At 40.0% G+C, this 15,632-nt stretch carries 14 protein-coding genes; 1 reads left to right on the top strand and 13 read right to left on the bottom strand.

The features are described from left to right. Positions 1–38: 38 nt before the first annotated feature. From EHW89_RS01930 to EHW89_RS01880, 11 genes are all read right to left on the bottom strand, one after another. Positions 39–671: a response regulator transcription factor gene (locus tag EHW89_RS01930; RefSeq protein WP_003043328.1), complete on the bottom strand. Its 633-nt coding sequence runs from the start codon at positions 669–671 to the stop codon at positions 39–41. 1 nt (position 672) lies between these two features. Beyond that, complete coding sequence (locus EHW89_RS01925; RefSeq protein WP_126466520.1) at positions 673–1,668, bottom strand: sensor histidine kinase; 996 nt, start codon at positions 1,666–1,668, stop codon at positions 673–675. Continuing rightward, the gene (liaF, locus tag EHW89_RS01920) at positions 1,665–2,363 is read right to left on the bottom strand and encodes a cell wall-active antibiotics response protein LiaF (RefSeq protein ID WP_126466519.1); all 699 of its coding nucleotides are present in this window, start codon (positions 2,361–2,363) and stop codon (positions 1,665–1,667) included. The genes EHW89_RS01925 and liaF overlap by 4 nt, the downstream gene beginning before the upstream one ends. Positions 2,364–2,623: 260 nt before the next feature. Continuing rightward, on the bottom strand, positions 2,624–4,501 hold the full coding sequence (pknB, locus tag EHW89_RS01915) for a Stk1 family PASTA domain-containing Ser/Thr kinase (protein ID WP_126466518.1): 1,878 nt from the start codon (positions 4,499–4,501) through the stop codon (positions 2,624–2,626). Beyond that, positions 4,498–5,238 (bottom strand): Stp1/IreP family PP2C-type Ser/Thr phosphatase, encoded by a 741-nt coding sequence (locus tag EHW89_RS01910; RefSeq protein WP_003025814.1) that lies wholly within the window; start codon positions 5,236–5,238, stop codon positions 4,498–4,500. The genes pknB and EHW89_RS01910 overlap by 4 nt, the downstream gene beginning before the upstream one ends. 18 nt (positions 5,239–5,256) lie before the next feature. Beyond that, positions 5,257–6,570, bottom strand: coding sequence for a 16S rRNA (cytosine(967)-C(5))-methyltransferase RsmB (rsmB, locus tag EHW89_RS01905; protein WP_126466517.1), 1,314 nt, complete (start codon positions 6,568–6,570; stop codon positions 5,257–5,259). After that, positions 6,560–7,495 carry a methionyl-tRNA formyltransferase gene (fmt, locus tag EHW89_RS01900; RefSeq protein WP_126466516.1) on the bottom strand — a complete coding sequence of 312 codons (936 nt, stop codon included), beginning with the start codon at positions 7,493–7,495 and terminating at the stop codon, positions 6,560–6,562. Before fmt ends, rsmB begins: the two co-directional genes overlap by 11 nt. Positions 7,496–7,567: 72 nt before the next feature. Next, entirely contained in the window at positions 7,568–9,949 is a 2,382-nt protein-coding gene (locus EHW89_RS01895) for a primosomal protein N' (protein ID WP_126466515.1), read from the bottom strand. Positions 9,950–10,007: 58 nt separating this feature from the next. After that, complete coding sequence (gene rpoZ / locus EHW89_RS01890; RefSeq protein WP_003031464.1) at positions 10,008–10,322, bottom strand: DNA-directed RNA polymerase subunit omega; 315 nt, start codon at positions 10,320–10,322, stop codon at positions 10,008–10,010. Positions 10,323–10,347: 25 nt separating this feature from the next. Next, on the bottom strand, positions 10,348–10,974 hold the full coding sequence (gene gmk, locus EHW89_RS01885) for a guanylate kinase (protein ID WP_126468035.1): 627 nt from the start codon (positions 10,972–10,974) through the stop codon (positions 10,348–10,350). Between the two features lie 161 nt (positions 10,975–11,135). Further along, positions 11,136–12,743: a ribonuclease Y gene (locus tag EHW89_RS01880; RefSeq protein ID WP_049507081.1), complete on the bottom strand. Its 1,608-nt coding sequence runs from the start codon at positions 12,741–12,743 to the stop codon at positions 11,136–11,138. Between the two features lie 215 nt (positions 12,744–12,958). On the opposite strand from EHW89_RS01880, the gene EHW89_RS01875 reads away from it, so the two are divergent. Then, positions 12,959–13,441: an S-ribosylhomocysteine lyase gene (locus EHW89_RS01875; protein WP_126466514.1), complete on the top strand. Its 483-nt coding sequence runs from the start codon at positions 12,959–12,961 to the stop codon at positions 13,439–13,441. A gap of 48 nt (positions 13,442–13,489) precedes the next feature. Here EHW89_RS01875 and ahpF read toward each other — a convergent pair whose 3' ends face one another. Both ahpF and ahpC read right to left on the bottom strand, forming a co-directional pair. Continuing rightward, positions 13,490–15,022 carry an alkyl hydroperoxide reductase subunit F gene (gene ahpF / locus EHW89_RS01870; protein WP_126466513.1) on the bottom strand — a complete coding sequence of 511 codons (1,533 nt, stop codon included), beginning with the start codon at positions 15,020–15,022 and terminating at the stop codon, positions 13,490–13,492. 10 nt (positions 15,023–15,032) lie between these two features. Then, positions 15,033–15,599 carry an alkyl hydroperoxide reductase subunit C gene (gene ahpC, locus EHW89_RS01865; protein WP_126466512.1) on the bottom strand — a complete coding sequence of 189 codons (567 nt, stop codon included), beginning with the start codon at positions 15,597–15,599 and terminating at the stop codon, positions 15,033–15,035. Between the last annotated feature and the right edge of the window lie 33 nt (positions 15,600–15,632).

The raw sequence follows: 15,632 nt of genomic DNA, 5'->3' as shown, positions 1-15,632 counted from the left end.
ATCTCCCTCTAGGAATTATTCTGCTTTCTATTATACCACTAAATGTCATCTTGTGGGACAAGGTGATGTTGGAAAGCATAAACAACAGCTTGTGTACGATCGCTCACTTCTAGCTTTGATAAGATATTGGACACATGTGTTTTCACTGTCTTTAAAGAAATAAATAATTCATCTGCTATGCGTTGATTTTCATAACCTTTTGCCAGTAGTCCTAAAATATCTCGCTCACGCGCAGTCAAATCTTCGTGCAATTCAATATGATTTCGATGATATTCCACTTTTTGGCTGACCTCTGTTTCAATGGCAAGTTCACCCTTAGCTACTTTTCGGACAGCTCGTAAAATATCATCAGCACTAGATGTTTTCAGCATATATCCTTTAGCACCTGCGTCTAAAACCGGATAAATTTTTTCATTATCCAAATAAGAAGTCAAAATGAGAATTTTAGCTTCAGGCCATTCTTTCAAAATAGCAAGTGTCGCTTCAATCCCACTCATTTCAGGCATAACAATGTCCATCATAATCACATCCGGGCGCAACTCCAAAGCTTTTTCAACTCCTTCGCGACCATTTGAAGCTTCTGCCACTACATCCACATCGTCTTGTAAATCCAAATAACCTTTCAAGCCAAGTCGTACCATTTCATGGTCATCTACTAATAAAATCTGCATCCTAAACTCCTTTCAATAAAGGTACACGAATGTCAATCGCTACTCCTTGTTTAGGAGCCGTTAAAATCTGCATTGTTCCTGCCATATCATTTACTCTTTCTTCCATATTTTTCAAACCATAGCTCAATTCATCAGATGAGGTACGCTCAAAGCCAATTCCATCATCTGTCATCTTTAACTGCAATTCGTACGGTGTTTGGTATAGATAAACATCTAAATGATTTGCATTGGCATGGCGAAGCGTGTTACTGATAATTTCCTGAGCAATTCTAAAAATATGCTCCTCAATCTGTTTCGGTAATTTTTGCACATCATGGTGAAAACTTACCTCAATATCGCTTTTATCTGATAGCTCTTTCAAAATGAGGTTCAGCCCTTCAACCAAGCTTTTCCCTTCCAACTCTGTCGGCCTCAAATGTAAAAGCAAGATACGCAAATCACGCTGAGCTGTATTTAAAATTCCTGATACGCCAATCAATTGTTTTGATAATGCATCTTTATCTAAATTCTCCACTTGACCTGTCACACCTGACAAAATCATATTGGCAGCAAAAAGCTCTTGACTGACCGTATCATGTAGGTCACGCGCAATTCGCTTGCGCTCTTTCTCAATAATCGTCTCTTCATTTTGTAAGGCACGGTTCTCTGACTTTTGTAGATTTTCTGTTAAATGATTTACTTTCTCTGATACCTGCCGAAAGGAAGCGTCAATTTCCGGTTGCTGTACTTCTTGTAATTTTCGACCTTCCAAAATATTTTTCAAATTCGACTGAATGGTCGACAATGTTACCGTTTGAATCACTTTGATTCCTAAAATCATCAGCATCGTTAGAGATACAGTGAGCACAATCACAAAGAAACTGAATTTTTCCAGTCGCTCTACATTACTAAAAACCAATTGCCAGTCAAAATCAAATAGAGCAAAAATATAATGAATAATAATCCCTAAAATGAGTAAGGAATAAAAACTAATCAAGAGATAGTAGACTTTTTTCATTTACGAACCACCTCAATATTCCCTACAAATGTTGATAGGATAATTTTGACACTTTTATGTGCTCGTTTAAAGTCTGGCGTCGTTAGACTGAAACTTTCATTTCGCAATTCATAGATAGGTTGGTCTAAAAACTGCAATTCACCGTATAGATTATTCACTTTCAAGCTGACTGCCACATCAACTGGCACAATAATTTTTGTATTCCCGAAAAATTTTCGCAAAACAATCACATTATCATGGTTTGTAACAATCACTTGCTCCAAATGAATCGTATCTTTACCCATAAGACGGAAAAGATTGATGTCATCAAATCGACAGGTATCTGATGAGCCAAAATGATGAAGATTTCCCAACCATTGATTTTTTTCACGTTTTTGTTCTACTGCATCATCAAAGATGAGATTCGTCACTCCATTTTCCTTATAAATGTAAGGATAAGCCACAATCATGCCATAAATGACCGCAAAGAGCAAGGCAGCAATAACATAAGGATTGAGCATAATAATGAAAAAGAGCAGTATGGTAGAGGTTACTAGCAGAAAATTTCCTCTTTGTTTTCCAAAATAATAATAGAGCAATAACAAGAAGAGCACCAAAAAAAGAATAACACGTGAAAAATGACCAGACAAAATGGTCACTAATGCAAATGTTAATAGAATAGATTCAACAAAGATAAAAAATTGGATCTTTCTCATAGCCTCGATACCTTTCTTACTCTATTGTATCAAAAACTTACAAAAATTCCTCCGGCTAAGGTATGAAAAGAAGGGAGTGAACTGGAAGAAAATATTTTAAAGTTCTAGTTTGTAGTCCTAGAAGCTAATATTTTTAATTACAATATACTGGATAAACTTGATTGAGCAGAAGCAATGCTTATCAATGATGTAAAACGAGTGCAAAAAAAGAGTGAGGGAAAATCGGTTTAACAAAACTACGATTTTATCCTCTCTCTTTTTTAATTACTTGCACTAGCACTTGTGTCTGGTGTTTTTGAGCTGCTTCCATCATTACCACTAGTTGACGAACTGCTAGAGGATGGGCTAGTTTTATTTGAGCTGCTATCAGATTGTGAACTACTTTCAGATGTTGAAGAATCTTCGTTTTTTGGCTCATATACATATAAGACAATGCGATCACTCTTCAAATTCAAAGACTGACCAGCTTCTGGGGTTTGTCTGATAATCGTATTTGCCTGTGTACCCGCTGGAGCTGTTGTAACCGTACGTTTTTCAATATTCGCACCTTGAATACCAATCACTTCCGTCAAATTATTATAAGCAAATTCATAGGTTGAGCCGATATAGCTTGGCATCGTGACACTTGAAACGGACTTCGCTACTTTTAACGTAATACGTGTCTTTGAAGTCAAATCATAAGTGCTGCCTGCTGCTGGTGTTTGATCAACAACTGTTCCTGCCGCATACTCATTACTTTCCACTTCTTCTGTTTTAATTAAGCCTTTTGAAACCTTGTATTTTTGTACCAGATTGTTGATAGCATCTGCTCTTTTCTGACCTTTATAATCTTCCATAATAAAAGTTTTAGTTCCTTTTGAGACAATCAGATCCACCGTACTGCCCTCACGACGTTGCGTTCCCGCTTCTGGATTGGTGCGAATAACTGAATCTTTTTTAACAGAATCACTGTATTCGTCTTTTTCCTTGCCAACTTTCAAACCTGCAGTTTCAATAGCGGAACGAGCTTGGGCAATAGTTTTTCCAGTAACATCTGGGATTTTTACATTTGACGGACTCAAATAGACTAAAGCCACCAGAGCTACGATGACTAAAACCACCGCTGATAACAAAACTTTATAGCGCGTTCTTAAACGGCGCTTCTTTTTTGCTTTTGGCTTAGGCGTAGGCTTACTACTGACAGCTTCTTTTATAGGCGTAGGAGTAGTTGGTTTGCTTGCAGAAGTTAACGTATTTTGCGATACCTTAGGAAGCGTCTTGGTGTCTGCTTTAGCAGTGTCATCAAAAACTAGTTTTTTCTCATTTCGACGGTCAGCAGATAAGCAGCTTGATAAATCCACATACATTTCTGCAACTGACTGATAACGATCCGTCAATTTTTTGGCCGTTGCCTTGATGACTACATTTTCCAATGCCTGTGGAACATTTGGATTTTCAGCAATAATAGACGGTAGAGGCTTTTGGAAATGTTGTAGGGCAATCGTAACAGCACTATCTCCATCATAAGGGATATGTCCTGTCAGCATTTCATAGAAAATAATCCCCATGGCATAAATATCGCTCTGAACGGTCGCTTTTGAGCCACGCGCCTGTTCTGGTGACAAATAATGTACAGACCCCAACATAGAGTTGGTTTGCGTTAAACTCGTTTCTGCAAAAGCTACTGCAATCCCAAAGTCTGTTACTTTTGCATCGCCATCTGGAGTTAAAAGGACATTTTGAGGTTTCAAATCACGGTGAACAATCCCATGCGTGTGTGCCAAACGCATCGCCAAAAGGATTTGTCCCATGATTCGAACCGCTTCTTCATTAGACAAAGGAGCATGCTCTTTGATATAGCGTTTTAAGTCAAGTCCAGCCACATACTCCATTGCTAGATACTGCTGACCTTCTTCTTCTCCAATGTCGGTAATCCGGACAATATGAGGATGATCCAAGTCTGCCATGGCGCGTGCTTCTCTTTGAAAACGTGCTACAGCAATTGGATCCGTCTGGTAATTGGTTCTTAGAACCTTAACTGCGACTTCTTCCCCGTCTAAAATCAAGTCTTTCGCCAAGTAGACATCTGCCATGCCACCTCGACCAATTTGTTTGATGATTTTATATCGTCCGGCAAATATCTTGCCGACTTGAATCATTCTGCGTCCTCCTTATGATAATGAACCAGGGCAACTGTAATATTGTCCAGACCGCCTGCATTATTTGCAAAGCGAATCAAGGTTTCCGCTTTTTCTGAAAGAGCAATATCGCTTGTCATAATATCATAAATTTCACTTTCTGAAATCATATTGGACAAACCATCGCTATTCAAAATAATGTAATCATCATCTTCTAAGCTAATCATGCCAACATCAGGCTGCACTTCGCCTCTTTGACCGATTGATTGCGTGATGATGTTGCGTTGTGGGTGACGTTCTGCTTCCTCAGGTGTAATTTGTCCTGCTTTGAGCAATTCATTCACCAAAGAATGGTCGCTTGTCAATTGCTTGTAACTGTCCCCACGCACCAAACCAATACGAGAATCCCCTACATGGGCATAAATTGCTTGATTGCCAATAATCGCTAAAGCTTCAAGCGTCGTTCCCATACCTTTATATTCTTCATCTTGACCAAATTGGTGAACTTTTTGATTTTCTGTTTCGAGATGCTCTGCGAACCACTCACGGACACCGTTAATAGAATCAATCTGAGTGTCCACCCAAGCAGCACCGAGATCTGTTACTGCCATTTCACTAGCAATATTACCGGCACGGTGACCTCCCATACCATCTGCTAAAAGAACCATTGTCATACCGGCACGATTAACAAATTGATTGGCATAATCTTGATTATTTGTACGCTTCTGACCAACATCTGTTAATAATGAAATTTCCATACTGTCAGTTTCCTCCTGTTAGGATATTCGTTTGAATTGACTGATGAAAAATCCGTCACTTCCATACAATTCTGGCGTAATTAAAATACAGCCATCTTTTAGAATATCCTGTCTATTATGTTCTAGTTTTACCTGTTTAAAATTTGGATGAGCTGCCAAAAACTGCTCAACAACTTGAAAATTTTCTTGCGAAACAATCGTACAGGTACTGTAAGTTATTATACCACCTTTTCGCAAGCTTTGACAAACACTATCCAGTATCTCAAGCTGAATTTTTTGCAACGAGGCAAAATCTGCATTTTCTTTATTGTATTTAATATCTGGTTTCCGTCGGATTAGACCAATTCCTGAACACGGCGCATCTACTAAAATTTTATCAAAGGCGTCTGCTCCAAAAGTTTCAAAAACCTTTCTCGCATCTAGCTTTTTCGTAATCACTTTATCTGCCACACCTAAGCGCTGTGCATTTTCTTTTATCAGAGCCAACTTATGCTCATAGAGATCTAATGCCGTGACCTGTCCTGTCGTTAAGTAAGAAGCAATGTGCATGGTTTTACCACCGGGTGCACTGCATGCGTCTAACACTTTTTCATCGCCGCGCAATTCAAGAGTTGGCGCGACCAATTGGCTAGATTCGTCTTGAATAGTAATAGCACCTTCCTCAAACAAGGCATGCCCTGCAAAATGACCGTGGCTTTTCACCAACGCACTCGGAGCTAATAGCGAATCTTCTGCCTGCAACAGTTGTTTTAATTCTTCTTTACGGCTTAAATCCACCACTCGAACGCTGGCTTTATTTCGAAGAAATAAACTCTCAAAAATGGCTAGAGCTCGTTTTTCACCGTACTCTTCAATCAGCACTTTAACCAGCCAAACTGGCAAAGAATATTGAATAGAATAGCGTTTATTTTTACGTTTAATACTGCCTATATCTGCCACACCGTCCCGCAATAGTCTTCGCAGCACTGCATTGACGAACTTTTCGCTTCCTTTTTTTCGCGCCTTTGCCAGCTCCACCGCTTCATTGACAATTGCATGCATCGGAATTTTATCAAGATACTGTATTTGATACAAACTCATCAACAAAAGAATATAAAGCCAGGAATCCAACTTATCTCGATTTTCAATAACATGAGACAAATACCATTCTAAAGTGATTTTACGTGCAACGGTACCATATACGATTTCTGTTACAAGTCCTTTGTCTGCAGAACTTAAAGGCACTCCTAGCAAAGTCTGGTTGAGAGCAATATTAGAATAAGCTCCTTCTGAAAAAACTGCTTCTAAAACTGCAAGAGCCGTTTGCCGCGCTGTTTTTATTTTATTGACCAAAGAAATCACCTACTAATAATTGCCGTCCCAGACCATTCAGAAAATCAATGATAGTCATTTTGGGCTTTCCAGCTGGCTGTACTGTTTTCAGAGAAAGTGCGCCCTCACCAGCTGCTACAATCAATTCCTTTTTCCTGATAGCAAGAATTTCTCCCGGTTGACCAGCCCCTTCTACTGGAGTAGCTTCGTAAATTTTAAAACGTTCTCCATTTAAAAGCGTATGCGCTACTGGCCAAGGATTCATTCCTCGAATTTGGTTAAAAATTTGGTGATTTGTCTTGGTCCAATCAATTCTCTCCTCTTCTGGTAAAATATTTGGTGAAAAGGTAGCTTGATTTTTGTCTTGCGGAACTGGTTTTAAATCTCCAGCTAGATAACTAGGCAAGCTCTCAAGTAGCAAATCGCGTCCGACCAACGCTAACTTTTCAAACATCGTCCCAACATTGTCTGTTTCCTCAATAGGAATCGCTCGACGCGCAATCATATCACCCGCATCCATCTCTTTGACCATTTCCATAATAGTCACACCGGCTTCTTTGTCACCATTGATAATGGCATAGTGAATGGGAGCTCCTCCGCGATATTTTGGTAACAACGAAGCATGCACATTGACGGCAAAATTGACAGAATCTAGCAATTTGCTTGGTAAAAATTGACCGAAAGCTGCTGTGACGATACCATCAGCGTTTAAATTCATCAAACTATCTAATTCAGCACTTTTAGACAATTTCTCTGGCTGATAGATTGGTAAGCCATAGTCTAAAGCCAGTTCTTTAACAGGCGTCATGCGGATTTCTTTTTTACGTCCTACTGCGCGATCTGGCTGTGTAACTACTGCCAAAATCTCGTACTGTTTGCTTTCCAGCAATCCTTTAAGCACCGTTGCAGAAAAATCTGGCGTTCCCATAAAAATAATGTTTGTCATGGTTTCCTCATATTCTTTTTTACTATTATATCAGAAGAAAGCCTGCTTTTCTTTAAAAAAGCTAAAATAAGGCTACATAAAACTTTGTGGCTCGTGGTCTATACTTAAACGTAAGTCCTTATTGTCCTTTTCTTGCGTCCAATCCAAAATCTGATTTAAAACCTCTTGCAAATGCTCCTCAAAACGGTATTTAATCATCAATTGATAATGATAGAGGTTGTGAGTGCGGGCAATCGGCTTAGGAGTTGGTCCTAATATCTGAACTTTGTCTGACAAACCAGAACGTATCATATTTAAAACTTCGTATGACTTTTTGACGACCTCTGCTTCTATTTTATGAGACAAGGTAAGTCCCACCGTAAAATAATAAGGTGGATAGGCCAACTGCTTTCTAATACTCATTTCATAAGCATAAAAGCCCTCATAATCCTGATTTTTCGCAAAAGTAATCGCATAATGCTTCGGATTGTAACTTTGAATAATCACATGACCTTCCTTTTCAGCTCGTCCTGCACGCCCAGCAACCTGAGTTAAGAGTTGAAAGGTGCGCTCAGATGAACGAAAATCTGGCAAATTCAAAGCCGTATCCGCATTGAGCACTCCCACGAGAGTAACATTTGGAAAATCCAGACCCTTTGCAATCATCTGGGTTCCCAGCAAAATATCTGCACGCCCTTCACCAAATTCTTTTAAGATTTGTTCGTGACTGCCCTTTTTCCGAGTAGTATCAACATCCATTCTCAAAATACGAGCCTGCGGAAAGGCTTCTGCTAATTCATCATAAGCTTTTTGTGTCCCAGTTCCATAGTATCGAATGCTCCGACTGGAGCAATTCGGGCAACTGTGGGGAATCCCTTTTGAGAAACCACAATAGTGACAATTCATACTTTTGGTATCCATGTGCAAGGTCAAGGAAATATCACAATTTGGACAGGTGTCAACCGTTCCGCATTCACGACACATGACAAAACTAGAATAGCCCCGTCGGTTCAACATCAAGACAACCTGCTCTTTTCTATCTAGCTTGTCTTGAATGGCTTCTAACAAAACAGGCGTGAAATTACTAGCTTCATTTTGCCCAATATAATCACGAAAATCCACAATTTCCACTTCAGGAATCTGAGCTTGCGGCTTGGCTCGCTTGGTCAATTGCAAAAAGTGATACACGCCTTTACCAGCCCGCGCTCTGCTTTCTAAGCTCGGCGTTGCCGACCCCAGCACTAGGACAGCTTGATTGTACTTTGCACGCAACAAAGCCACATCTCGTGCATGATAGCGTGGATTGGAGTCTTGCTTGTAACTCGCTTCATGCTCTTCATCAATGATAATTGCACCAATATTTTTTAACGGAGCAAAAATAGCAGAACGAGCACCAACAACCACTTGTGCCTCTCCTCGCTCAACTTTGCGCCATTCATCATACCTTTCCCCATTTGAAAGACCTGAGTGAAGAATGGCAACTTTCTTTCCAAAACGAGCAATAAAACGATTGGTAACTTGTGGTGTCAAGGAAATTTCAGGCACTAACATAATGGCTGTCTTGCCACAGCTGAGCGCCTCCTGAATGACCTGCAAATAGACCTCCGTCTTACCGCTACCTGTCACTCCTTCTAGCAGAAACGGCTTGCCACCATACCCGATTTGTTGCGTGATAGCTTGAACCGCAGCTTCCTGCTCTTCATTTAATACCAAGGCAGAAGTCGCTGAAATATTTTCAAAATAAGCCTCAGAACGACTCACCTCTTTTTCAACGATTTGCAAAGCTGCTTGCTCTATAAAATAGTGAATAATTTCCCGTGAAAATGTTTCCTTCAAATCTGCTAAACGGTTCATTCCAGTCTGAACTTGCAAAATGTCTCGCAAGGCTTGCTTTTTTTTCGCCCGATTAGAAATGACCAATTGACCTAAAATCTCGTGATTAACCTGATACCATTTTTCTGTTTTGACATGTTTTTGATCTATCGCTTGGTATTCTACCTGAATCGCTCCTTGCCGTGCCAAACGCATCACCTTAGCCTGCAATTCTTTATCAAGCGATGAGAAATGCTGCCAATCTGCATTGCCAAAAATGAGCAGTCGATCTTCTTCATTCAAAGAGGGTTGAGCATGAAGAATTTTATCATAGCTGGAGTTCAGAAACCCCGGCAACATAGCTTTTAAAATTGAAATTTTGTAAGAAAAGACAAATTTTCTCAATTCTTCTGCCAGCCACAGCTGCTCCTCATTTAAAACTGGTGTAAAGTCCAAAACCTCTGCAATCTCTTTCAATTCTGTTGTCGTTTCTTCTGCTAGCTCTACGACAATCCCTTGAATCAAGCGATTGGCTTTCCCAAAAGGCACATGCACACGCATGCCAATTTCTAACATAGTCGAAAATTCTTTCGGCACTGCATAACTATAAGGTTTATCTGTCTGCATTAAAGGGACATCCACAATGACTTTTGCAATCTGCACTTTCTCACCACCTCTCATTTATCAGTAAAAGAAAAAATAAGATTGAGCTGACCCAACCTTAAATTTTTTCACCCTCTTCTTTTTCCTTCGCAATTTGTTCTTTGATTTTACGCTCTTCTTCTTCTCTGCGCAAGCGTTCTTCCTCAGCACGCCGACGAACTGCTTCTCGCTTGCCTTCAGGATCTGGGTGAATCCCAACATTGCCAGATTCGATTTCTTCCAAAGCACGAAGTGTTGATTTGACAGACTTAAATTCTTGGGTCGGAGCTGCTCCTTCTTCCAATTCATGAGCACGTTTTGCTTCAAGAATCACCAAGGAGTATTTTGAGGGCACCTTATCAAGCAAGGTGTCAATTGAAGGTTTTAACATCATAATTCTTTACCTAATTTCTAAATTCTTATCTAACTGAAAGTTGTTCTGATAGCATATCTTGATAGTGACCGATAACACGCTCTACTCGAAAATGTTCAGCTTCAATCACACGTTTGACGCGCTCTGCTGCTAAGGGAACTTCATCATTGACAATCGCATAGTCATATTCGCGCATGAGAGCAATCTCTTCTCTTGCCTTAGCAATGCGTCTAGCAATTACCTCAGCACTATCTGTTCCGCGCCCCACCAAACGATCTTGTAATTCTGCCAAATCAGGTGGCGTCAAAAAGATAAAGACAGCATCCGGCACTTTTTTCTTCACTTGAAGTGCCCCTTGAACTTCAATCTCAAGGAAAACATCAATCCCTTTATCCAAAGTTTCATTCACATAGGTCAAAGGAGTTCCATAGTAGTTGCCAACATACTCTGCATACTCTAACATCTGACCTTGCCGAATCAACTCCTCAAACTCTTCACGCGTACGGAAAAAATAATCCACTCCGTCCACTTCACCAGGACGCTGAGCACGAGTTGTCATGGATACAGAGTATTGAAACTGATTATCCGAGCTTTCAAAAATCTCACGTCGAACCGTTCCCTTCCCCACACCTGAGGGACCAGAAAAAACGATTAACAAGCCACGATCCGCCATCATATCTCCTTCATTGTCTTTCTATCTAGTGTAACAAAAAAGCAGTATTTTTTCAACTGCTTTTTCGCATAGATATGTGCATGTTTTTGAAAATCAATATAGGCATCATTTGCTTAACATGAGCTGCACATCATAGATGAGTAGCTCATGTTAAGCAAGGTCTATTTGGCATAATCTACAGCACGCATTTCCCGAATGACCGTTACTTTGATATTTCCTGGATATTCGAGGTTGTTTTCAATCTTTTCACGCACATCATGAGCCAAGATAGTAATCTTATCGTCTTTGATTTGACCAGGATTGACCATAATCCGAATCTCACGACCTGCTTGTAAAGCAAAACTATTTTTCACGCCCTCAAAGCTATTGGCAATTTCTTCCAAATCTTGCAGGCGCTTGATATAGCTTTCAAGGGATTCGCTACGAGCACCTGGACGAGCCGCACTAAGCGCATCGGCTGCTGCAACAATAACTGCAATCACACTTTCAGGTTCTACATCACCATGATGACTGGCAATTGTATTGACCACAATTGGATGTTCCTTATACTTACGAGCCAATTCTGTTCCAATTTCCACATGGCTACCTTCCACTTCACGGTCAATAGCCTTTCCAATATCGTGAAGGAAGCCTGCACGGCGAGCTAAGTTAGCATTTTCACCGAGTTCACTTGCAATGACACCAGACAACTTAGCAACTTCAACAGAATGACGCAATACATTTTGCCCATATGACGTACGGAATTGCAAGCGTCCCATAATCTTCATCAAATCCGGATGTAAGTTTGGTGCACCGATTTCATAAGCCGCTGCTTCACCATATTCACGAATCTTATGGTCAATTTCCAGACGATTTTTCTCTACTAATTCTTCAATGCGAGCTGGGTGGATACGACCGTCTTTCAGCAGGGCTTCCATTGTCATGCGTGCAATTTCACGTCGAATAGGATCAAAACCAGATAAAGTCACCACTTCTGGTGTGTCATCAATAATGACATCAATACCCGTTAAACTTTCAAAGGTTCGAATATTCCGACCTTCACGTCCAATAATGCGACCTTTCATCGTATCATCCGGCAGATGAACTGTTGAATTGGTTTGCTCCGCAACATAGTCACCTGCAATCCGTTGCATGGCTTGGACTAAAATATCCTTTGCCATTTTATCAGAACGTTCTTTGACTTCTTGCTCTGCTTCACGAATACGCGTCGCAATTTCCTTTGATAACTTATCCTCAGTCTGAGTGAGAATGATATCTCTGGCTTCAGTTTGTGAAAGTGAAGCAACACGCTCTAATTCTGCTTCTTTGTGCTGCTCCAACTCTGTCAGTTTGTTTTCACGCGCCTCAAGGTTTTTGTTTCTATCAGAAATACTTTGTTCTTTCTGCTCGAGTATTTTTTCTTTGTTGGTCAAATTGTCATCTTTACGATCAAGACTTGTCGCACGTTCTGTCAAACGACTTTCCAATTGCTTCAATTCTTGACGATCAGATTTAAATTCTGCCTCAACTTCTTCTCGATATTTTCTGGCTTCTTCTTTTGCCTCTAACAGTGCTTCTTTTTTAAGGGATTTACTTTCGCGCTTCACTTCTTTTAATAACAAATCCGCTTCGCGCTCAGCTTGTCCACGTAAATTAGTTGCTTCTTGTTCAGCATTTAAAAGAGTAAGTTCCGCAGCTTCTTTCGCAGATTTCATGCGAACTGTGATACTTACATATCCAATGACTAAACCAATGATGACGGCAAAAACACCTGCAAAAATCATTTCCATGTTTTTACCTCAAATTATTGATATTGAATTGTAAAATTCTTAATTATTTTATCATAAAAATCGATTTTTCACAAACTAAATTCTTATAAATACGTGACTGTTTTCACATTCTTTTTCGCGAATCCTTTTTCCTGTCTGGCTTTGGTAAGCAGAATTTTTTTCTTTGCTAGAGCAAAATATGGTATAATTTATTAAAAGTAAAAGGAGTTCTATTTATGGTCAAAGAAGTCATTGTTGAAAGTTTTGAGTTAGATCACACGATTGTCAGAGCCCCCTACGTACGCTTGATTGGCGAAGAGGTGGGGCCTAAAGGGGACATCATTTCCAACTTTGATGTTCGTCTGGTACAGCCTAATGAAGATGCCATTCCGACCGCTGGGCTTCATACGATTGAACATCTGCTAGCTAAGCTCATTCGTACTCGCATTGATGGTATGATTGATTGTTCGCCTTTTGGCTGCCGTACCGGCTTTCACATGATTATGTGGGGTCAGCATAGCTCAACTGAAATTGCTAAAGTCATTAAAGCTTCTCTAGAGGAAATTGCTGAAGCAACCACTTGGGAAGATGTCCCTGGTACAACTATTGAATCTTGTGGCAATTACAAAGATCACAGCCTCTTTTCTGCCAAAGAATGGTGCAAATTAATTTTAGCTCAAGGAATCTCTGACGATCCTTTTGAGCGGCATCTTGTATAAAATAAAAAAACGGACAGGAAATGCAAATTCTCCTGCTCGTTTTCTTTTTTATTGACGAATCAAATAATCAAATGCTCCCAAAGCTGCCGTCGCTCCTGAACCCATTGAAATAATGATTTGTTTATAAGCACTATCTGTACAATCACCTGCTGCAAAAATTCCTGGCACATTTGTTGCACCATGTTTGTCAACAATGATTTCACCACGCTCATTTAAAGCAACTGAACTATTCTTAAGCCAATCTGTATTTGGCAAAAGACCAATTTGAACAAAGACACCGCTGAGTTCAATTTTATGTTCTTCATTATTTGCACGATCGAGATAAGTAATGGCTTCAACTTGATCGGAACCATGAATTTCTTTTGTAGCTACATTGGTTAGAACTGTCACGTTTTTAAGTTGCTGTACCCTGTCTTGCAATACTTGATCGGCTTTCAAAGTTGGTAGAAATTCTAACACATAAACATGCTCTGCCAGACCAGCTAAGTCAATGGCTGCTTCAATTCCAGAATTTCCTCCACCGATAACAGCCACTTTTTTACCTGTAAAAATAGGACCGTCACAATGTGGACAATTAGTTACACCTTTGGTTCGGAATTCTTCTTCACCAGGAACATTGACATTTCGCCAACGAGCACCAACAGAAAGAACTGCCGTTTTCGCTTTCAGAACAGCTCCATTTTCAAGTTCCACTTCAATCAAATCCTTTTTCTCGATGTTTTTAACACGTTGGTTCTTCATGATATCAATTGGATATTTTTTTGCATGTTCTTCTACTTGCGCCATCAGCTTAGGTCCTTCTGTATAAGGAGTACCAATCATATTTTCAATACCAACAGTCTCCATAACTTGTCCACCGAAAGTTTCAACGACCATACCTGTACGAATTCCCTTACGAGCAGCATAAATAGCTGCGCTGCTTCCTGCAGGTCCGCCCCCAACAACCAACACATCAAATGGTTCTTTTTTGTCAAATTCTTCACTTGAAGCAGGTCCAGAAATCTTGTCGAGCAGTTGCTCAATGGTCATACGACCATTTGCAAATTCTTCACCATTTAGAAAAACCGTTGGGACAGCCATGATCTTTTTGTCTTCAACTTCTTGTCTAAACATGCCCCCTTCAACCATTGTGTGGCTGATAGTTGGATTCAGCACAGCCATTGTATTCAGTGCTTGAACAACGTCTGGACAATTATGACAGGTTAAGCTGACATAAGTTTCAAAATGAAGCGGCTGCTTAATAGCTTGAATTCGTTTTATAACAGCATCTTCTACTTTTGGTGCGCGACCAGAGACTTGCAGCAAAGCCAGCACAAAAGATGTAAATTCATGCCCTAAGGGAAGTCCTGCAAACTGCACACGCCCTGCTTGCCCCACTTGTGTAACGGTAAAACTTGGCTTGCGGTTAGTCTCTATATTTTCCAGTGATAAACGTGGAGACATTGCTACAATTTCCTCTAGAAAAGCCCGCACCTGCTCAGAACGCTCATCTTGACCTAAAGAAGCTTGAAATACAACATCAGATTCTAAAAGTTCCAAGTATTGCTTCAGTTGTGCTTTAATTGTTTCATCTAAAGCCATATAAGCCTCCTTAAATTTTACCAACTAAATCAAGACTTGGAGTCAGTGTTTCAATTCCTTCTTTCCATTTAGCTGGGCAAACTTCACCTGGATGACTCCGAACATATTGTGCAGCATGGATTTTGTCAATCAAGACAGAAGCATCGCGCCCAACACCGTCTGCATTGATTTCAAGTGCCTGTACAACACCATCTGGGTCAATGATAAAAGTACCGCGTTGAGACAATCCACTTTCATCTAACACATCAAAACCAAGCGAAATAGCATGAGATGGATCGCCAATCATGATGTATTCAAGTTTTCCAATGGCATCTGAATGATCATGCCAAGCTTTATGTGTAAAATGCGTATCTGTTGAAACAGAATAAACTTCCACACCTAGTTCTTTAAGAGCTGCATACTGATCTTGCAAATCCTCCAACTCAGTCGGACAAACAAATGAAAAATCAGCAGGATAGAAGCAAACGACGCTCCAATGACCTTTTAAATCTTCACTAGAAACTGTGATAAATTTCCCGTTTCCAGCGTGATAAGCATCTGCTGTAAACTCGACAATTTCCTTACCAATAAGTGACATAAGATTACCTCCAAAATTAGTTTTATAATAAAA

The organism is Streptococcus periodonticum, assembly GCF_003963555.1.
Taxonomy (GTDB): Bacteria; Bacillota; Bacilli; order Lactobacillales; family Streptococcaceae; genus Streptococcus; species Streptococcus anginosus.
This window is presented reverse-complemented; position numbering and strand designations above follow the sequence as displayed.

Bases quoted from the DNA above. Each gene is read 5' to 3' on its own strand.
- fmt (WP_126466516.1), bottom strand. From the start codon at position 7,495: ATGACAAACATTATTTTTATGGGAACGCCAGATTTTTCTGCAACGGTG.
- EHW89_RS01925 (WP_126466520.1), bottom strand. From the start codon at position 1,668: ATGAAAAAAGTCTACTATCTCTTGATTAGTTTTTATTCCTTACTCATT.
- EHW89_RS01875 (WP_126466514.1), top strand. From the start codon at position 12,959: ATGGTCAAAGAAGTCATTGTTGAAAGTTTTGAGTTAGATCACACGATT.
- rpoZ (WP_003031464.1), bottom strand. From the start codon at position 10,322: ATGATGTTAAAACCTTCAATTGACACCTTGCTTGATAAGGTGCCCTCA.
- EHW89_RS01880 (WP_049507081.1), bottom strand. From the start codon at position 12,743: ATGGAAATGATTTTTGCAGGTGTTTTTGCCGTCATCATTGGTTTAGTC.
- gmk (WP_126468035.1), bottom strand. From the start codon at position 10,974: ATGGCGGATCGTGGCTTGTTAATCGTTTTTTCTGGTCCCTCAGGTGTG.
- liaF (WP_126466519.1), bottom strand. From the start codon at position 2,363: ATGAGAAAGATCCAATTTTTTATCTTTGTTGAATCTATTCTATTAACA.
- EHW89_RS01910 (WP_003025814.1), bottom strand. From the start codon at position 5,238: ATGGAAATTTCATTATTAACAGATGTTGGTCAGAAGCGTACAAATAAT.
- pknB (WP_126466518.1), bottom strand. From the start codon at position 4,501: ATGATTCAAGTCGGCAAGATATTTGCCGGACGATATAAAATCATCAAA.
- ahpF (WP_126466513.1), bottom strand. From the start codon at position 15,022: ATGGCTTTAGATGAAACAATTAAAGCACAACTGAAGCAATACTTGGAA.
- ahpC (WP_126466512.1), bottom strand. From the start codon at position 15,599: ATGTCACTTATTGGTAAGGAAATTGTCGAGTTTACAGCAGATGCTTAT.
- EHW89_RS01930 (WP_003043328.1), bottom strand. From the start codon at position 671: ATGCAGATTTTATTAGTAGATGACCATGAAATGGTACGACTTGGCTTG.